Genomic DNA, 15673 nt, shown 5'->3' with positions numbered 1-15673 from the left:
CATTATTCAATTTATAACAAGCAACCTAAAAGGCCGTTGATGCTTTTATTTATTGATCAGGTTCTAGAAAAATGTAATCTATCTATCATTATAGTCTGTAAAAGATAGTTTGATTAGTTTTGTAATCTTAAATATAAGACATTCTTTTAGGAATGCAATCAGATAATCGGTTTATTACTTTGAACGACATTCAATCCATTTTATCCATTGCGAAACGGACGCTCGAAATAGAGAGCAAGGCCGTAGCCAACCTAATCAATCTGCTGGACGAAGAATTTGCCCTCGCAGTCCAATTCATTTTGGAATGCAATGGTCGGGTTGTTGTTTCTGGAGTTGGTAAAAGTGCCATTGTGGCTTCCAAAATAGTAGCGACGCTAAACTCAACGGGAACGCCCGCTATTTTTATGCATGCCGCGGATGCCATTCATGGTGATTTGGGTACCATCCAAGAGAACGATGTGGTGATTTGTTTGTCCAAAAGCGGAAATACGCCCGAAATCAAAGCTTTGCTTCCTTTATTAAAAATTGCCAAACACAAGCTTATTGCCATCACAGGTAATATGGAGTCAAGCTTGGCCAAACAGGCCGATTTTGTATTGAACACCTATGTGGAAAAAGAAGCTTGTCCCAATAATCTGGCGCCTACCACTAGTACTTCGGCACAAATGGCCATGGGTGATGCTCTTGCAATTTCATTATTGGAATTGAAAGGCTTTAGTAGCTCAGACTTTGCAAAATACCACCCAGGAGGCACCTTGGGCAAAAAATTGTACTTGCGTGTGGCCGATATTGTGGAAAACAACCAAAAACCTCAAGTAAATATTGATGCCAATGTGAAAGAGGTGATTGTTGAGATTTCCGAAAAAATGTTGGGCGTGACTGCGATTATGGAAGGTGATAAAGTGGTTGGCATTGTTACTGATGGTGATATCCGAAGAATGTTGAGCAAATACGATAACATTAGTGGACTTACGGCAAGGGACATCATGACCCTGAATCCAAAAACGGTAACTGTTGACACATTAGCGGTAAAAGCCTTAAAATTGCTGCAGGAAAAAAACATATCCCAATTGTTGGCCTTTGATGGCGAAACCTATGCTGGGGTGGTCCACATCCATAACCTTATAAACGAGGGAATCCTATAATGGCAAAAAAACAGAAAACAAATCCAGATGAAATGTCCTTTTTGGACCATTTGGAAGAATTGCGTTGGCATTTAGTACGCTCTACATTGGCAGTAGTGATCATTGCCTGTCTCGCATTTGTATTTAGAAGCTTCATTTTTGACACGATATTGTTCGGACCTAAAAACATGGACTTTCCAACCTATAGGTTCTTTTGCAATATTGGTAAGTTCTTCGGGGTAGATTCCGAATTTTGTGGGGACACCATTCCATTTACCATTCAAAGTAGATTGATGGCGGGACAGTTCTCCGCACACATTTGGACTTCCATTTGGGCAGGGGTTATTCTTGGTTTCCCTTATATTTTGTGGGAGCTTTGGAAATTCATCAGTCCTGGATTGTATGAAAAAGAAAGGAAACATTCCAGAGGATTTATTATTACCGCCTCGGGTTTGTTCTTCTTGGGTGTGCTTTTCGGATATTATATCGTTGCCCCTTTATCCATTAACTTTTTAGGTTCGTACCAAGTCAGTAAAGAAGTATTGAACGAGATTGACCTTGCCTCCTACATAGGAACCGTAAGGGCTTCGGTAATTGCATGTGGAATCATGTTTGAATTACCCATTGTGATTTACTTTTTGACTAAAGTTGGACTGGTAACTCCAGAAATACTAAAGAAATACAGAAAGATTGCATTGGTAATTATTTTGATCCTTTCTGCAATCATTACACCACCTGATGTAACAAGTCAAATCATCGTGTGTATCCCCGTACTGATTTTGTACCAGGTGAGCATATTCATTTCTAGAATGGTAGTTAAAAGCGATGCCAGAAAAGAAAAAGCAGCAAAAGAAAAAGCGGTAAAAAATGGCAAATAAACAGGTAGAAGAATTCAATGCGTATCGCGCCAAGATGAACGATAAGCTCCTTGCTGAGAACAACAAGCTCATCAAAAGGATTTTCAATTTGGACACCAATGCCTATATGGAAGGTGCATTGGATGTAAAGACCAAAGAATTGTTGGGACTTGTTGCTTCGGCCGTACTTCGTTGCGACGACTGCGTAAAATACCATTTGGAAAGTTCCCAAAAAGCGGGCGCCAATAAAGAAGAGGTGATGGAAACCTTGGGTATCGCCACTTTAGTGGGAGGCACTATCGTAATTCCACATTTACGCCGTGCCTATGAATTTTGGGAGGCCTTGGAAGAAAACGAAGCTTAAAAAAATCCAAAAGACCACCCCACAGAAAAAGAATATGTTTAGTTTTGGCTCCATCTTATGAAGCTACGCGCAGAAAATATCATGAAGGCCTATCGCGGCCGAAAAGTTGTAAAAGGTATTTCCTTAGAGGTTAACCAGGGTGAAATTGTTGGACTTCTGGGTCCCAATGGAGCTGGAAAAACCACTTCGTTCTATATGATCGTTGGGTTGATCAAACCCAATGGTGGAAATATTTACTTGGACAACATGGACATTACCGCTTTCCCCATGTACAAAAGGGCACAAAATGGTATTGGCTATTTAGCGCAAGAAGCTTCGGTATTCCGAAAATTGAGCATCGAGAAAAACATTTTGAGTGTGCTGCAACTTACCAAGTTGAGTAAAAAAGAGCAACACATGAAAATGGAATCCTTAATCGATGAATTTGGTTTGGGGCATATCCGCAAAAACCGAGGAGACTTGCTTTCTGGAGGGGAACGCCGTAGAACCGAGATTGCCCGTGCCTTGGCCACAGACCCAAAATTTATTCTGTTGGATGAGCCTTTTGCCGGGGTTGACCCCGTTGCCGTGGAGGACATTCAGCGTATTGTAGCCCAGTTGAAAAACAAGAATATTGGTATTTTGATTACCGACCACAATGTTCAAGAAACCTTGGCCATTACAGAACGTTCCTACTTAATGTTTGAGGGTGGAATTCTTAAGGCTGGTGTTCCCGAAGAATTGGCTCAGGATGAAATGGTGAGAAAAGTGTATCTCGGTCAAAACTTTGAGCTGCGTAAAAAGAAGCTGGATTTCTAGTTTTTCATTTCTTCTTTTCCCTTAATTCAACTTGAATCGTTGGGGATATTTGTTTTAAGTGCCCAATAAATTTTAATTTATCTTTTGGTGAAATCAGGGTACTGCTGTACTTACCATAATATATTTCTAAGCGGCGCAGTGATGGCGCAGGTGAACTAAGGGGATTAAATGACTCCACCACTCTTGTAATGTCTGTGACAAGAATATTTTTCTTAAAAAAGAAAAGCGTGGTTATCGTCAAAACATCTCCATTTATTTCATAAGAAATAGAGAAAAAAAGCCCAACAATCAGGAATAATATTGCAAACTGAATAATCAGTTCCAATACGCTACTACTTTCAAAAGTATTTACGATTATAAAACCAAAAATCAAAATAACGGGTAGTACCAATTCCATACCCACCCTCGCTGGATATACTACTGTTTGGGAATTATGTTCCTTCAAATTATTATGCTGTCTTTTTTCCAGCATCTATCAGGGACATTAGAATATAGGCTATAATAATACAAGGGATAGCCAAGAAGCGTAGGGTTAACAACAACACCAAACTCCCGATCAAAAAGAGATATCGTATCCCATTATCTTTAAAACTCCAATTTTTGAACTTTAAAGCGAACAATTCAATATTGGAATTCAATAAATAGGCACTTAAAATGGTGAGACCAACCAAAAACCATTGGTTTAAGATCACACTGCTCAAGATTTCATTATTGTGGTATAATAAAATCATCGGCAGGGAAAGAATCAACAAGGCATTGGCTGGTGTGGGAAGTCCTCGAAAGGAAGCAACCTGATTTTCATCCACATTAAACTTCGCCAAGCGATATGCCGAACCCAAAGTGATGATAAAACCAAAAAATGGTAAAACGGTCAAATCATTATCATGACCGATAAACCCAAGATTCCAACCTCCTCTTTCGGCCATGCTCAACAATTGAAACATTACAACTCCTGGCACCAATCCACTGGTGATCACATCTGCCAAAGAATCCAATTGCAATCCTATTTCGCTTTGCACATGTAGGGCACGAGCCGCCAAGCCATCAAAAAAATCAAAGAAAATACCAATAAACACGAAAAGTGCCGCCCATTCCAAATGGTTGAGTACTGCAAAAACCGTTGCAATACAACCGCTTAAAACATTAAGTAGTGTTAAAAAGTTAGGAATATAAGCCTTCATATGGTTAGATTTCCGTAAAAATACAGCAAAAATTAAACTGTAGCAGATAGATCATTGGCTGAGCCGTTTTTATTCTGATATTTGCTTCGATAATTCAACGAATGAAACAGAAATTCCTTCTCACCATCGCATTCCTGTTCATCGGGAAACTCATGTTTTCCCAAGTTCCGCAACTTACAGAAAGTTCTAAAATCAGTGTTCTTACCTGTGCTGCAGGTGATGAACTCTATTATGCTTTTGGACATACGGCCTTTAGGGTACAGGATTCTGCTTTAGGGATTGATGTGGTGTACAACTACGGAACTTTTGATTTCAACCAACCGAATTTTTACTTGAATTTCACCAAAGGAAAGATGATCTATTCCCTTTCCCGAAGAAGGTTTGATGCCTTTTTATATGATTATGAATTGGAGAAAAGATGGGTCAAGGAGCAAATTTTGGACCTTACCTTGGAGCAGCGCAATCAACTATTGTCCTTTTTTGAAGAAAATTACCTGCCCGAGAATCGAGATTATTTGTACGACCCCTTACTCAACAATTGTTCTAGCATAACAGGGGATATTTTAAAAGACCAATTTGGGGATGCCGTCATATTTAATGGCGCCTATTTGGACAAACAATACACTTTCAGGCAATTGGTACGTCAATTTATGAGTGTGAATACATGGTCAATGTTTGGGATAGATGTTGCATGGGGTCCCAATGTAGACCGAAAAGCTACGGTACAGGAACATATGTTTTTGCCCTATTACACCATGGAGCAACTTCGCCATACCACCCTCGATGGAAAACCCCTTTTAAAAAGGGAACGTACCATTTTGGATTACAAAGAACATCGAAACCAAAGTTTTTTGCCCCTATCCCCTCTATTTTGGTTTATTATTTTATTTGTTTTTTCAGGATTCATTACCTATTTCGATTACTCCCATAAAACTCGGAGCCGTTGGTTGGATTTTTCTTTGTTTTTGATCACAGGTTTGGCAGGAGTGTTTTTGTTTTTGCTTTGGGTGGCCACAGACCATACATCAACGCCATATAATATGAATATCCTTTGGGCATTTCCAGCCAATGCATTTGTTGCATTTGTTATCGCTTTTCAGGATAGATTGCCCGATTGGATTTCTAAATATTTATGGACCGCGTTGGGCCTCATGGTTTTACTGTTGGTGCTTTGGATATTTAAGATTCAAATTTTTTCTCCAGTTTTGATTCCACTACTTTTGACCCTCGCTTTGCGCTACCTTTACCTAATTCGGTTCGCCAAGCTTTAAAAATTGGTCCTTAAACTGTTGCAATGAACCTATTGACGGTAGAAAATATATCAAAATCCTATGGAGAAGTCGTACTCTTCTCCGATATTTCCTTTGGAATCAACCAAGGGCAAAAGATTGCTTTGATAGCCAAAAATGGGAGTGGAAAAACTTCTATTTTGAATATTATGTCTGGCAAGGACAGTTCGGAAACAGGACAGGTAACCACAAGAAAGGGCATCAAGGTCTCATTTTTGGAGCAGGAACCCGATTTGAATCCCAATCTCACTGTTGAAGAAACCATTTTCACTACAGACAGCGAAATTTTAAAAATCATTGCTGCTTACGAAAAAGCGGTGGAGAATCCTGAAAACGCGGAGCAATACCAAAAGGCTTTTGAGGCCATGGAACGACACAATGCTTGGGATTTTGAAACCCAGTACAAACAGATTCTCTTTCAACTGCAGTTAACCCAACTCGATGCCAAGGTGGGGAGTTTGTCTGGAGGTCAAAAGAAACGTTTGGCCTTGGCCAATGCCTTGCTCAACAAACCTGATTTGTTGATTTTGGACGAGCCCACCAACCACTTGGACCTTGAAATGATCGAATGGCTGGAAGCTTATTTCACCAAGGAGAACATCACTCTTTTTATGGTGACTCACGACCGTTACTTCTTGGATCGGGTATGCAACGAAATTATTGAGCTAGACAACAACCAATTATACACCTACAAAGGCAATTATTCCTATTATTTGAGTGAAAAGGAGAGCCGCATGGAACGTGAGGCTGTTGAGCAGCAAAAATCCAAAATGCTCTATAAAAAAGAGTTGGAATGGATGCGCAGACAACCAAAGGCTCGAACCACCAAATCGAAATCCCGAATTGATGATTTTACCGAGATCAAAAAACGGGCGCACCAAAGAAGAATAGAACACGAAGTTCAACTGGAGTTGAATATGGAGCGATTGGGAAGCAAAATTTTGGAACTTCACAATATTTCCAAATCCTATGGCGACAAAACTATATTGAATAAGTTCGATTACAACTTCACCAAAGGTGAACGGGTCGGCATTATTGGAAAAAACGGTACGGGCAAATCCACTTTTTTGAACATTATCACCCAACAAGAAAGTGTAGATGGCGGTAAAGTGGTTGTGGGTGACACCCTAAAATTTGGTTACTACACCCAAAAAGGTATCAAAGACAAGGAAGGACAAAAAGTAATTGATGTCATTCGTGAGTTCGGCGATTACATTCCTTTAAAAAAAGGACGTCAAATCTCTGCCCAGCAATTATTGGAACGATTCCTGTTTGACCGTAAAAAGCAATACGATTTTGTTGAAAAATTGAGTGGTGGTGAGCGAAAACGTCTGTATTTATGTACTGTACTCATTCAAAACCCGAATTTTTTAATTCTGGATGAGCCCACCAACGATTTGGACATTGTTACCCTCAATGTTTTGGAAAGTTTTCTGTTGGATTTCCCAGGCTGTTTGATCGTGGTTTCGCACGACCGTTATTTTATGGACAAAATTGTGGACCACCTATTTGTTTTCAAAGGAAAGGGAGTTATTGAAGATTTTCCAGGAAACTATACCGATTATCGCGTGTATGAAAGCAGCAAAGTGATTGAGGAACGGGAAAACAAATCGAACACTTCCGAAAAAACCGAAAATAATTGGAGGGATACCAGTGGTGGAAAATTGTCTTACCAAGAGCAAAAAGAATTTAAACAACTGGAAAAAGACATTCAAAAATTAGAGGAGCGTAAAGTCGCCATCCAGAATGATTTTGTAAATCCAGACTTAGATGGAGATGCTATTGCCAAATTATCCATTGAACTTAAAGAAGTTGAGGATGGCATTGAAACAAAAACAGAACGCTGGTTCGAGCTTTCGGCAATTTTAGAGGGGTAAAAAATGTGGTTTAAATTCATTTCCTATCTAAAATTCCTTTTCAAATCCACCAACGAACATGGGGTACACTCCCCTTTTGTATTCAACTACGTAACCAAATGTCTTTACTCCAAAAAGAAGCTGAACCGTGACAAAGGCATTAATGCACTGTTGAAAAGCATTTCTTATTTCAACATTAAAAATGTTGAGTCAATAGAGCTTCAAAACATAAATGAATTGATTCAAAAACAGTTCCCAACGATTCAATTCGGTACCGCACCTTTTGATTTGATTATAGTGGACAACTTGGAGGTTTCAACTTTAGAAAATCAAATTTCCGAAGGTAAACTGCACAACGATAGTATGATTTGGATCAACTCCATTTACGCTAACAAAGAAACTTTGGTGCAATGGGAAGCCATAATCAATTCTCCGTTGATTTCGGTAAGCATCAACATGCATCATTGCGGGGTTCTGTTTTTTAGAAAGGAACAAGTAAAGGAGCATTTCACGATTCGAATTTAAAGCGGTAATTTTAGGTTATGGAAAATGTAGCATCAGACAATACAATTTGGTATGTTCTTGGAGTTTTGGGGCTTATTTACCTCATTATTTTGTTTCGAAATAAAAAAGCGACCAAAAGCCGAAAATCCAGAAAGTTTATGGATGGCAAACGGCAACATGATAGAAACAATTAGCAATTAGCAATTAGCAATTAGCAATTAGCAATTAGCAATTAGCAATTAGCAAAAATACATTTAAGTCATCCATACAACTGTTCATTGATTATTGTTTATTGTTTATTGTTTATTGCACATTGATTATTGAAAAAAATGAAGATATACACCAAGACAGGAGATAAAGGAACCACTTCGCTATTTACAGGTCGAAGAGTCCCAAAGCATCATATCCGAATAGAAAGTTACGGCACCATTGACGAACTTAATTCCCATTTAGGGTTATTGCGCGATCAGGAAATTGACGCCCATTCCAAAGAAATGTTATCCCTCATCCAAACGAAACTGTTCACAGTGGGTTCCATTTTGGCAACAGAACCTGAAAAGGATTCCCGATTAAAAATTCCAAGAATCAGTCAGGAGGATATTGAACTTTTGGAAAAGGAAATGGATACAATGAACGAGGATTTACCCGAAATGACGCATTTTATACTTCCTGGAGGTCATACCACTGTGTCATACTGTCATGTGGCCAGAACTGTTTGTCGACGCGCGGAGCGTATGATCACCTATTTACACGAAAATGAGCCCGTTCCCGATTCCGTTCTTTCCTATGTCAACAGACTTTCCGATTATTTGTTTGTCTTGGCACGTAAATTGTCCAAAGACCTAAAAGCCCAAGAAATTAAGTGGGTTCCCGAGAAGTTGGACTGATAAAATCGCTTTTTTAGCCCAATTGTTTTGAGAACAACAAAATAATTTTTAAATAATGCTGTTTTTACTTGACTAATTGGGTTTAAAAATTATTTTTGCAAAAAATTTAAAATCAAACCGTTACTATGTACTGGACTTTAGAACTAGCCTCATATTTAAGTGATGCGCCTTGGCCAGCCACCAAAGACGAACTGATAGATTACGCAATCCGTACTGGAGCACCGTTGGAAGTTGTGGAAAACCTACAATCAATGGAAGAAGAAGGCGGGGAGATATATGAGTCCATTGAGGAAATCTGGCCCGATTATCCAACAGAGGAAGATTACCTCTGGAACGAGGACGAATATTAAAATCTGAATTCACAAACGAAGTTAAAAAGTCTCATTTGAGGCTTTTTTTTATGTAATTTTGACAGCCTAGCAAAAGAATTTCATTGAAATCTTATCATTGGAACAGCTTTTGCCATTCTAACGAAAAATTTATTCATGAGTTTAATAAATTCCGTACTAAAGGTTTTTGTAGGAGATAAATCGGAGAAAGATGTAAAATCCTTGCAACCCTTAGTAAAACAAATACGGTCCTTTGAACAACAACTGGAAGGACTTTCCCACGACGAACTTAGACAGAAGACAGCTGATTTTAAGGCCCAAATTGCTGAAAACTGCAAAGATATAAACGACAAAATCGCCACACTTGAGGAAGAAGTGGAAAATTCGAACGACATTGATCGTAACGAAGAAATCTACTCCGAAATAGATAAACTCAATGAAGAGGCGTATAAAATTTCGGAAAAAGTACTGGAAGAAATTCTTCCCGAAGCCTTTGCCGTGGTTAAAGAAACTGCCAAAAGGTTTGCCAATAACGAAACCATCTCGGTAACCGCATCCGAATTTGACCGTAAACTTTCGGGTGACAAAGACTATGTGACTTTGGAAGGTGACAGCGCCGTCTGGAAAAACTCATGGGATGCCGCTGGAAAAGAAGTAACCTGGGACATGATCCACTACGATGTGCAGTTGATCGGTGGTATTGCATTACATCAAGGTAAAATTGCCGAGATGCAAACTGGGGAAGGTAAAACCTTGGTGGCCACCCTCCCACTCTACCTCAATGCATTGGCGGGGAAAGGTGCTCACTTGGTAACCGTGAACGACTATTTGGCAAAAAGGGATAGCGCATGGATGGCTCCTCTATTTGAGTTCCATGGCCTTTCCGTTGACTGTATTGACAAACACCGCCCAAATTCCGATGGTAGACGTGCTGCCTATAATGCTGACATCACCTACGGAACCAACAACGAATTTGGTTTTGATTACCTAAGGGACAACATGGCGCATACGCCTGATGATTTGGTACAACGTCCGCACCACTACGCTATCGTGGATGAGGTGGATTCTGTATTGATCGATGATGCCCGTACCCCTTTGATTATTTCTGGCCCTGTACCTGAAGGAGACCGTCACGAATTTAATGAGCTAAAACCTAAAGTTTCCGAAATTGTTCAACAACAACGTCAACATTTGACAGGAGTTTTGGCCGAGGCAAAAAGATTGATCAAGGAAGGTGACACCAAAGAAGGTGGATTCTTATTACTACGTGTGCACCGTGGACTTCCAAAAAACAAGGCACTTATCAAATTTTTGAGTGAAGAAGGTGTAAAACAATTGTTGCAGAAGACTGAGAACTTCTACATGCAAGACAACAACCGTGAAATGCCAAAGATCGATGAAGACCTTTTATTTGTCATCGATGAAAAAAACAACCAGATTGAGTTGACCGATAAAGGGGTCAATTATATTTCTGGCGAGCAGAATAAAGATTTCTTTGTGATGCCAGATATTGGTAGCGAAATTGCAAAGATTGAGAATCAAAATCTTGAAATAGAACAAGAAGCTGAGCTCAAAGAAGAACTTTTCAAGGATTTCGCTGTAAAAAGTGAGCGAATCCATACCATGACGCAATTGTTGAAAGCCTATACCCTATTCGAAAAAGACGTGGAGTATGTGGTGATTGACAACAAAGTAATGATTGTCGACGAACAGACTGGTCGTATCATGGATGGTAGACGATATTCCGATGGATTGCATCAAGCTATCGAAGCCAAGGAAAATGTGAAGATTGAGGCCATGACCCAAACTTTCGCCACCGTTACGCTTCAGAATTACTTTAGAATGTACAACAAGCTAGCTGGGATGACGGGTACTGCCGTTACCGAAGCTGGTGAATTCTGGGAAATCTACGAGTTGGATGTAATGGAAATTCCAACCAACAGACCAATTGCCCGTGATGACCGTCACGATTTGATCTACAAGACCAAGCGAGAAAAATACAACGCCATTATCGAGGAAGTAACAAAATTATCCAACGCAGGCAGACCAGTTTTGATTGGTACTACTTCGGTTGAGATTTCGGAATTACTTTCAAAATTATTGAGTGTTCGTAAAATACCACACAACGTTTTGAACGCGAAACTTCACAAAAAAGAGGCCGATATTGTGGCTGAGGCAGGTGATGCAGGCGTTGTAACCATTGCCACCAACATGGCAGGTAGGGGTACCGATATTAAATTGACCCCAACCGTAAAAGAAGCTGGAGGTTTGGCCATTATTGGTACAGAGCGTCACGATTCTCGACGAGTTGATAGACAGTTGAGAGGTCGTTCTGGACGTCAAGGTGACCCAGGTAGCTCACAATTCTATGTGTCTTTGGAAGATAACCTAATGCGTTTATTCGGTTCTGACCGAGTGGCCAAGATGATGGACCGCATGGGCTTGGAAGAAGGAGAAGTTATTCAACACTCCATGATGACCAAATCCATTGAACGTGCACAAAAAAAAGTCGAAGAAAACAACTTCGGAATCCGTAAGCGTTTGTTGGAATATGATGATGTAATGAACGCGCAGCGTGAAGTGGTCTACAAAAGAAGACGTCACGCTTTGGAAGGAGAACGTTTAAAAGTGGACATCGCCAATATGATCTACGACACCTGTGAGGCTGTTGCAGAGACCAACAAAATGGCAGATGATTTCAAGAACTTTGAGTTCGAATTGATCAAATACTTCTCCATTACCTCACCGATAAGTGAAGAAGAATTCAAAAAAATGGGCTTCCAAGAAATTGCGAACACCATTTATAAGGCTTCTTACGATTACTATCAAGATAAAATGGAACGCAGCGCTACTGTTGCTTTCCAAGTAATCAAAAAAGTTTACGAGGACGAGACCAACAAGTTTGAACGTATTGTGGTTCCATTTACAGATGGCATCAAATCGTTGAATGTGGTTACCAACCTTGAAAAAGCCTATAATTCAAACGGTAAGCAATTGATTACCGATTTTGAAAAGAATATCACTCTTGCCATTATCGATGATGCTTGGAAAACGCACTTGCGCAAAATGGATGAATTGAAACAATCCGTTCAGTTGGCCGTGCACGAGCAAAAGGATCCATTGCTTATTTATAAGTTTGAGGCCTTTGAGCTATTCAAGGAAATGATCGACAAGGTGAACAAAGAAGTAATTTCTTTCCTTTTCAAAGGAGAATTACCTACTGAGAACACCGCTCAAATCCAAGAAGCTCGTAACGTTCGCAGACCCAAAGAGAATTTGCAGACCTCTAAAGAGGAAATTCCAAACAGTGATGAGTTGGCTGCTCAGAACAGAGCTGCAGGACAAACGCAAGGGCAAAGACCTTCGGTTACCGAGACCATTACCAGGGAAAAACCGAAAATTGGTAGAAATGACAGGGTTACCATTAAAAATGTAATGTCTGGCGAAAGCAAGACCGTAAAGTACAAACAAGCGGAACCCTTAATAGATAAAGGTGAGTGGGTATTGGTCGAAGACTAATTCCACTAAAAATACCTCTTAAAAGTGGCAGTTATTTATAGCTGCCACTTTTTTTATACCAAAAACTTAGGTAGATTTACGCCTTAATTACGCCCCATAACGCTAACTTTTACTCCGCACTTTTCAACCTTTTTGGAAGTAAGAGCAATATTCATGTGCAGCATATGAAAATTCCTGTTGAGGATAAATATCGTATACAAGACAAAATTGATTTGATACTCAAGGTTAACTACAGTTCATCCATTTTTGCTGCTATATTTGGATTGATATGCTTTTTCTTTCTAAAAATAGAGGGTGTTATTCCATATACGTTTTTGGCCTATGCTTTTGTAAACCTTTTGAACACCTTACTTTACTCAAAGCATCAAAATCTTATTCTCACTTATAATTTAACTTCCATTCTGTCCATGAATGGAGCCATCATCATTACTATTTTTAGTGGTGGCATTGAGAGTCCTTTCATATTCGTTCTGGCCATTATTGTCTTCGCAGGATATGTGACCACAAAGGTTTTTGGACAATTATACCTCATAATCAACTTAGCTGTACTTACCTTATTGTTTATTTATGATACAGGTGAATTCAGCATCACCGAAAATTCAGTACCCGTAGAATCCCGTGATTGGTTCGCTTATTTGAGTGCTGTTTTCGCTGTTTACCTTTTAGGCGGTGTTTTTGGAAGGAACTTACTTCGGGCACACCATAAATTGTACAAGTCGCGAAATGAAATCCAAGAGCGCATCAATGAGAAGGAAACGCTACTTAAAGAAGTACACCATAGGGTGAAGAACAACCTACAGACCGTGTCCAGTTTATTGAGCCTACAATCTAGGGCCATTGCCGATGAAAAGATTGCAAACATTATTAAAAGCAGTCAAAACCGTGTGGTTTCCATGGCAATGGTACACGAAATGCTATACAAGCGTGACGATTATCTTTCTAAAATAGAGCTTAAGCCATACGTTCAAGAACTTTGTGACTATTTGGTCCGCTCTGTAAAAGGTAGTGACAGTCAAATTAAAATGCATTTGGATATTGATGAACATAAGCTAAGTATCGATACCGTAATTCCTTTAGGACTGATCATTAACGAGACCATTACCAATGCCCTTAAATACGGTATTGTGGATTCCAAAGGTGAAATCCATGTGGCAGTTCACAAAATTGGCGATAACCGATACGAACTTTGTTTGGGCGACAATGGAATTGGCTATTCAGAAGACATCAATCCAAAAACCACCAACTCTTTGGGATTAAAGCTTATTTATAACCTTGCACGCCAACTTAGAGGTACCATAAGCAGGGATTACGATAAAAAGGGCACTTACTACCGCATTGAATTCGAAGAAGTGATCGAGGAGTTCAATTCTGTGGATTCTTAAACCTTTCAAAAAGGAAAAGGCCAGCTAATGCTGACCTTTTTGTAACCAAATATCCCGAAACAACTTAATTTTCTGTAAATTTTCTTTCCCTCAAAGAGAATACTGCAGTGGCCAATACAAATGCCACACTTAAAAACAACGTAAACGGTATCATAATCTCTAAAATCATCATTACGCTAATTTTGCCTTGTTTCTCTTAGTAGTAAAGGAAAGTTCTTTTTTAACCCTTGAGTTTTTGAACTTGTACAATCTTACCATCTTTCTATCCTTAATATCGTTTTGTTGCATATCGATGTTCAACTCAACTCCTTCAGAGATAGTTTCCACTTTAACTTCTTTGTTCAAGTCTTGAGCCATTGCCATGGTTCCGAAAAAAGTTACTGCGATGATGGTTAAAATTGCTTTCATAATTTGGGTTTTTATTACGAAGTAAAATTACTTTCGAAGGCACCCGAGGGAAGATTTAGGTCGCTTAACGACCCCTTTTTTTCGTTATAAAAACTTTTCTTGGCTGAAGTGCATTTTATCGTCGACGAACGTTTTTTAAGTTATTTTCACCTTACCGAAAGCATGTGCATTTCATCGATCATAAAATTTGTAGGGCTTTGTAAGTATTTGATTATCAAATATATATTTGTAGGAAAAAGATTATAATATCAATTACAAATTGTAAGAATTGTAGGAATTTTGATTCAGTTGCTGTTTGACCCTCTTTCTCTCAAATTGCACAATTTGAAGCATCGATTAACAAATTTTAACGACCATTCCTGTAATACTTGGTATCTTCATGCAACTAAGCATAAAAACATCATGAAGTTTATAAAATTCCCATTGGCAATTTTTCTGCTTTTTGCATCAACCAGTTGCCAATCGAAAGTAAAATCTGAAACAAAAGAAACTGCACAGGAAACTTCCTCCGAGGTTGTTGAAACTCCAAAATTGACATCAGAAGAATTACAACAGTATGAAACCGCTTATTTTGCCAGTGGATGCTTTTGGTGTGTAGAAGCCATTTTTGAAAGTGTAAGGGGGGTGAAAGAAGTGTATTCGGGTTATTCTGGAGGTACGGAGCCCAACCCGACCTACGAAGAGGTTTCTTATGGTAGAACCCATCATGCAGAAGCGGTAGAAGTCTTTTACGATCCCGAGGTAATTTCATTTACCCAATTGGTTCAGGTATTTTTTGGTTCGCACGACCCCACTACGTTAAACCGACAAGGTCCAGATCGTGGTGCCCAATACCGTTCCATTGCCTTTTATAAGAATGATGAAGAAAAAAAGATTATCGAAAGCTATATCGATAAGTTGGAGACTGAAAACATATACCCTAGCCCAATAGTTACCGAAGTGACCCAATTTGACAAATTCTGGAAAGCTGAGGAATATCATCAAGACTACGAAAGGAGGAATCCGAACAACAGTTATGTGAGAAATGTTTCGATTCCTAGGTTGAATCGTTTCAAAAAGAATTTTAAATCGTTCCTAAAAGAAGAAGTGCATTAGGAAATGTAGGTTTTGACTTTGGGAAGGTTGGAAAGTCAATAAAAGATAAGAAGTGGTTCTTGGGACTAATTACTTTGTGA

Annotated in this window: 16 protein-coding genes; 13 read left to right on the top strand and 3 right to left on the bottom strand. The window is 39.2% G+C overall.

Annotation, left to right across the window (positions count from 1 at the left end; all coding sequences use genetic code 11):
- The first annotated feature begins 152 nt into the window (after positions 1-152).
- Genes BLQ18_RS08880 through lptB form a run of 4 tightly spaced genes read left to right on the top strand, consistent with a single transcriptional unit; the run spans position 153 to position 3143 of the window.
- Positions 153-1145 carry a KpsF/GutQ family sugar-phosphate isomerase gene (locus tag BLQ18_RS08880; RefSeq protein WP_417935105.1) on the top strand — a complete coding sequence of 331 codons (993 nt, stop codon included), beginning with the start codon at positions 153-155 and terminating at the stop codon, positions 1143-1145.
- Positions 1145-2002: a twin-arginine translocase subunit TatC gene (gene tatC, locus BLQ18_RS08875; protein WP_090294492.1), complete on the top strand. Its 858-nt coding sequence runs from the start codon at positions 1145-1147 to the stop codon at positions 2000-2002. The genes BLQ18_RS08880 and tatC overlap by 1 nt, the downstream gene beginning before the upstream one ends.
- Positions 1992-2345, top strand: coding sequence for a carboxymuconolactone decarboxylase family protein (locus BLQ18_RS08870; RefSeq protein ID WP_090294490.1), 354 nt, complete (start codon positions 1992-1994; stop codon positions 2343-2345). The genes tatC and BLQ18_RS08870 overlap by 11 nt, the downstream gene beginning before the upstream one ends.
- 57 nt (positions 2346-2402) lie before the next feature.
- Entirely contained in the window at positions 2403-3143 is a 741-nt protein-coding gene (gene lptB / locus BLQ18_RS08865) for an LPS export ABC transporter ATP-binding protein (protein WP_090294489.1), read from the top strand.
- 4 nt (positions 3144-3147) lie between these two features.
- Here the strand turns inward: lptB and BLQ18_RS08860 are convergent, their stop codons facing one another.
- Both BLQ18_RS08860 and BLQ18_RS08855 read right to left on the bottom strand, forming a co-directional pair.
- Entirely contained in the window at positions 3148-3615 is a 468-nt protein-coding gene (locus BLQ18_RS08860; protein WP_090294488.1) for a PH domain-containing protein, read from the bottom strand.
- A complete protein-coding gene (locus BLQ18_RS08855) occupies positions 3593-4324 on the bottom strand; it encodes a CDP-alcohol phosphatidyltransferase family protein (protein WP_090294486.1) in 732 nt (243 codons plus the stop codon). The genes BLQ18_RS08860 and BLQ18_RS08855 overlap by 23 nt, the downstream gene beginning before the upstream one ends.
- 101 nt (positions 4325-4425) lie before the next feature.
- On the opposite strand from BLQ18_RS08855, the gene BLQ18_RS08850 reads away from it, so the two are divergent.
- The 8 genes from BLQ18_RS08850 to BLQ18_RS08820 all read left to right on the top strand — a co-directional run bounded on the left by BLQ18_RS08850 (position 4426) and on the right by BLQ18_RS08820 (position 14090).
- On the top strand, positions 4426-5595 hold the full coding sequence (locus BLQ18_RS08850) for a lipoprotein N-acyltransferase Lnb domain-containing protein (RefSeq protein ID WP_090294483.1): 1170 nt from the start codon (positions 4426-4428) through the stop codon (positions 5593-5595).
- Between the two features lie 23 nt (positions 5596-5618).
- Positions 5619-7490, top strand: a complete 1872-nt coding sequence (locus BLQ18_RS08845; protein ID WP_090294480.1) for an ABC-F family ATP-binding cassette domain-containing protein — start codon at positions 5619-5621, stop codon at positions 7488-7490.
- A gap of 3 nt (positions 7491-7493) precedes the next feature.
- Positions 7494-7994 carry a hypothetical protein gene (locus BLQ18_RS08840; protein WP_090294477.1) on the top strand — a complete coding sequence of 167 codons (501 nt, stop codon included), beginning with the start codon at positions 7494-7496 and terminating at the stop codon, positions 7992-7994.
- 17 nt (positions 7995-8011) lie between these two features.
- Positions 8012-8167, top strand: a complete 156-nt coding sequence (locus BLQ18_RS17000) for a hypothetical protein (protein ID WP_175443741.1) — start codon at positions 8012-8014, stop codon at positions 8165-8167.
- Positions 8168-8302: 135 nt separating this feature from the next.
- Complete coding sequence (locus tag BLQ18_RS08835) at positions 8303-8860, top strand: cob(I)yrinic acid a,c-diamide adenosyltransferase (RefSeq protein ID WP_090294475.1); 558 nt, start codon at positions 8303-8305, stop codon at positions 8858-8860.
- A gap of 125 nt (positions 8861-8985) precedes the next feature.
- Positions 8986-9210, top strand: a complete 225-nt coding sequence (locus BLQ18_RS08830) for a DUF2795 domain-containing protein (RefSeq protein ID WP_013551418.1) — start codon at positions 8986-8988, stop codon at positions 9208-9210.
- A 135-nt stretch (positions 9211-9345) separates the two neighbouring features.
- Positions 9346-12708, top strand: coding sequence for a preprotein translocase subunit SecA (gene secA / locus BLQ18_RS08825; RefSeq protein WP_090294472.1), 3363 nt, complete (start codon positions 9346-9348; stop codon positions 12706-12708).
- A gap of 164 nt (positions 12709-12872) precedes the next feature.
- Positions 12873-14090, top strand: a complete 1218-nt coding sequence (locus BLQ18_RS08820; protein WP_090294469.1) for a sensor histidine kinase — start codon at positions 12873-12875, stop codon at positions 14088-14090.
- Positions 14091-14261: 171 nt separating this feature from the next.
- Here the strand turns inward: BLQ18_RS08820 and BLQ18_RS08815 are convergent, their stop codons facing one another.
- Complete coding sequence (locus BLQ18_RS08815) at positions 14262-14498, bottom strand: hypothetical protein (RefSeq protein WP_090294467.1); 237 nt, start codon at positions 14496-14498, stop codon at positions 14262-14264.
- Between the two features lie 402 nt (positions 14499-14900).
- Between BLQ18_RS08815 and msrA the strand changes: the two genes are divergently transcribed.
- The gene (msrA, locus tag BLQ18_RS08810) at positions 14901-15593 is read left to right on the top strand and encodes a peptide-methionine (S)-S-oxide reductase MsrA (RefSeq protein ID WP_090294465.1); all 693 of its coding nucleotides are present in this window, start codon (positions 14901-14903) and stop codon (positions 15591-15593) included.
- Positions 15594-15673: the final 80 nt, after the last annotated feature.

Origin of the sequence: Flagellimonas zhangzhouensis, from assembly GCF_900102925.1 — a bacterium.
Lineage (GTDB): Bacteria > Bacteroidota > Bacteroidia > Flavobacteriales > Flavobacteriaceae > Flagellimonas > Flagellimonas zhangzhouensis.
The sequence above is the reverse complement of the archived record's forward strand: the minus strand, read 5'-3'. Positions and strand labels throughout refer to the sequence as shown.

What these genes read in the sequence shown, in the direction of transcription:
- BLQ18_RS08855 (WP_090294486.1), bottom strand. Translation starts at nt 4,324, where the DNA reads ATGAAGGCTTATATTCCTAACTTTTTAACACTACTTAATGTTTTAAGC.
- BLQ18_RS08845 (WP_090294480.1), top strand. Translation starts at nt 5,619, where the DNA reads ATGAACCTATTGACGGTAGAAAATATATCAAAATCCTATGGAGAAGTC.
- BLQ18_RS08870 (WP_090294490.1), top strand. Translation starts at nt 1,992, where the DNA reads ATGGCAAATAAACAGGTAGAAGAATTCAATGCGTATCGCGCCAAGATG.
- secA (WP_090294472.1), top strand. Translation starts at nt 9,346, where the DNA reads ATGAGTTTAATAAATTCCGTACTAAAGGTTTTTGTAGGAGATAAATCG.
- BLQ18_RS08830 (WP_013551418.1), top strand. Translation starts at nt 8,986, where the DNA reads ATGTACTGGACTTTAGAACTAGCCTCATATTTAAGTGATGCGCCTTGG.
- tatC (WP_090294492.1), top strand. Translation starts at nt 1,145, where the DNA reads ATGGCAAAAAAACAGAAAACAAATCCAGATGAAATGTCCTTTTTGGAC.
- BLQ18_RS08815 (WP_090294467.1), bottom strand. Translation starts at nt 14,498, where the DNA reads ATGAAAGCAATTTTAACCATCATCGCAGTAACTTTTTTCGGAACCATG.
- BLQ18_RS08860 (WP_090294488.1), bottom strand. Translation starts at nt 3,615, where the DNA reads ATGCTGGAAAAAAGACAGCATAATAATTTGAAGGAACATAATTCCCAA.
- msrA (WP_090294465.1), top strand. Translation starts at nt 14,901, where the DNA reads ATGAAGTTTATAAAATTCCCATTGGCAATTTTTCTGCTTTTTGCATCA.
- BLQ18_RS08840 (WP_090294477.1), top strand. Translation starts at nt 7,494, where the DNA reads ATGTGGTTTAAATTCATTTCCTATCTAAAATTCCTTTTCAAATCCACC.
- lptB (WP_090294489.1), top strand. Translation starts at nt 2,403, where the DNA reads ATGAAGCTACGCGCAGAAAATATCATGAAGGCCTATCGCGGCCGAAAA.
- BLQ18_RS08820 (WP_090294469.1), top strand. Translation starts at nt 12,873, where the DNA reads ATGAAAATTCCTGTTGAGGATAAATATCGTATACAAGACAAAATTGAT.
- BLQ18_RS08835 (WP_090294475.1), top strand. Translation starts at nt 8,303, where the DNA reads ATGAAGATATACACCAAGACAGGAGATAAAGGAACCACTTCGCTATTT.
- BLQ18_RS08850 (WP_090294483.1), top strand. Translation starts at nt 4,426, where the DNA reads ATGAAACAGAAATTCCTTCTCACCATCGCATTCCTGTTCATCGGGAAA.
- BLQ18_RS08880 (WP_417935105.1), top strand. Translation starts at nt 153, where the DNA reads ATGCAATCAGATAATCGGTTTATTACTTTGAACGACATTCAATCCATT.
- BLQ18_RS17000 (WP_175443741.1), top strand. Translation starts at nt 8,012, where the DNA reads ATGGAAAATGTAGCATCAGACAATACAATTTGGTATGTTCTTGGAGTT.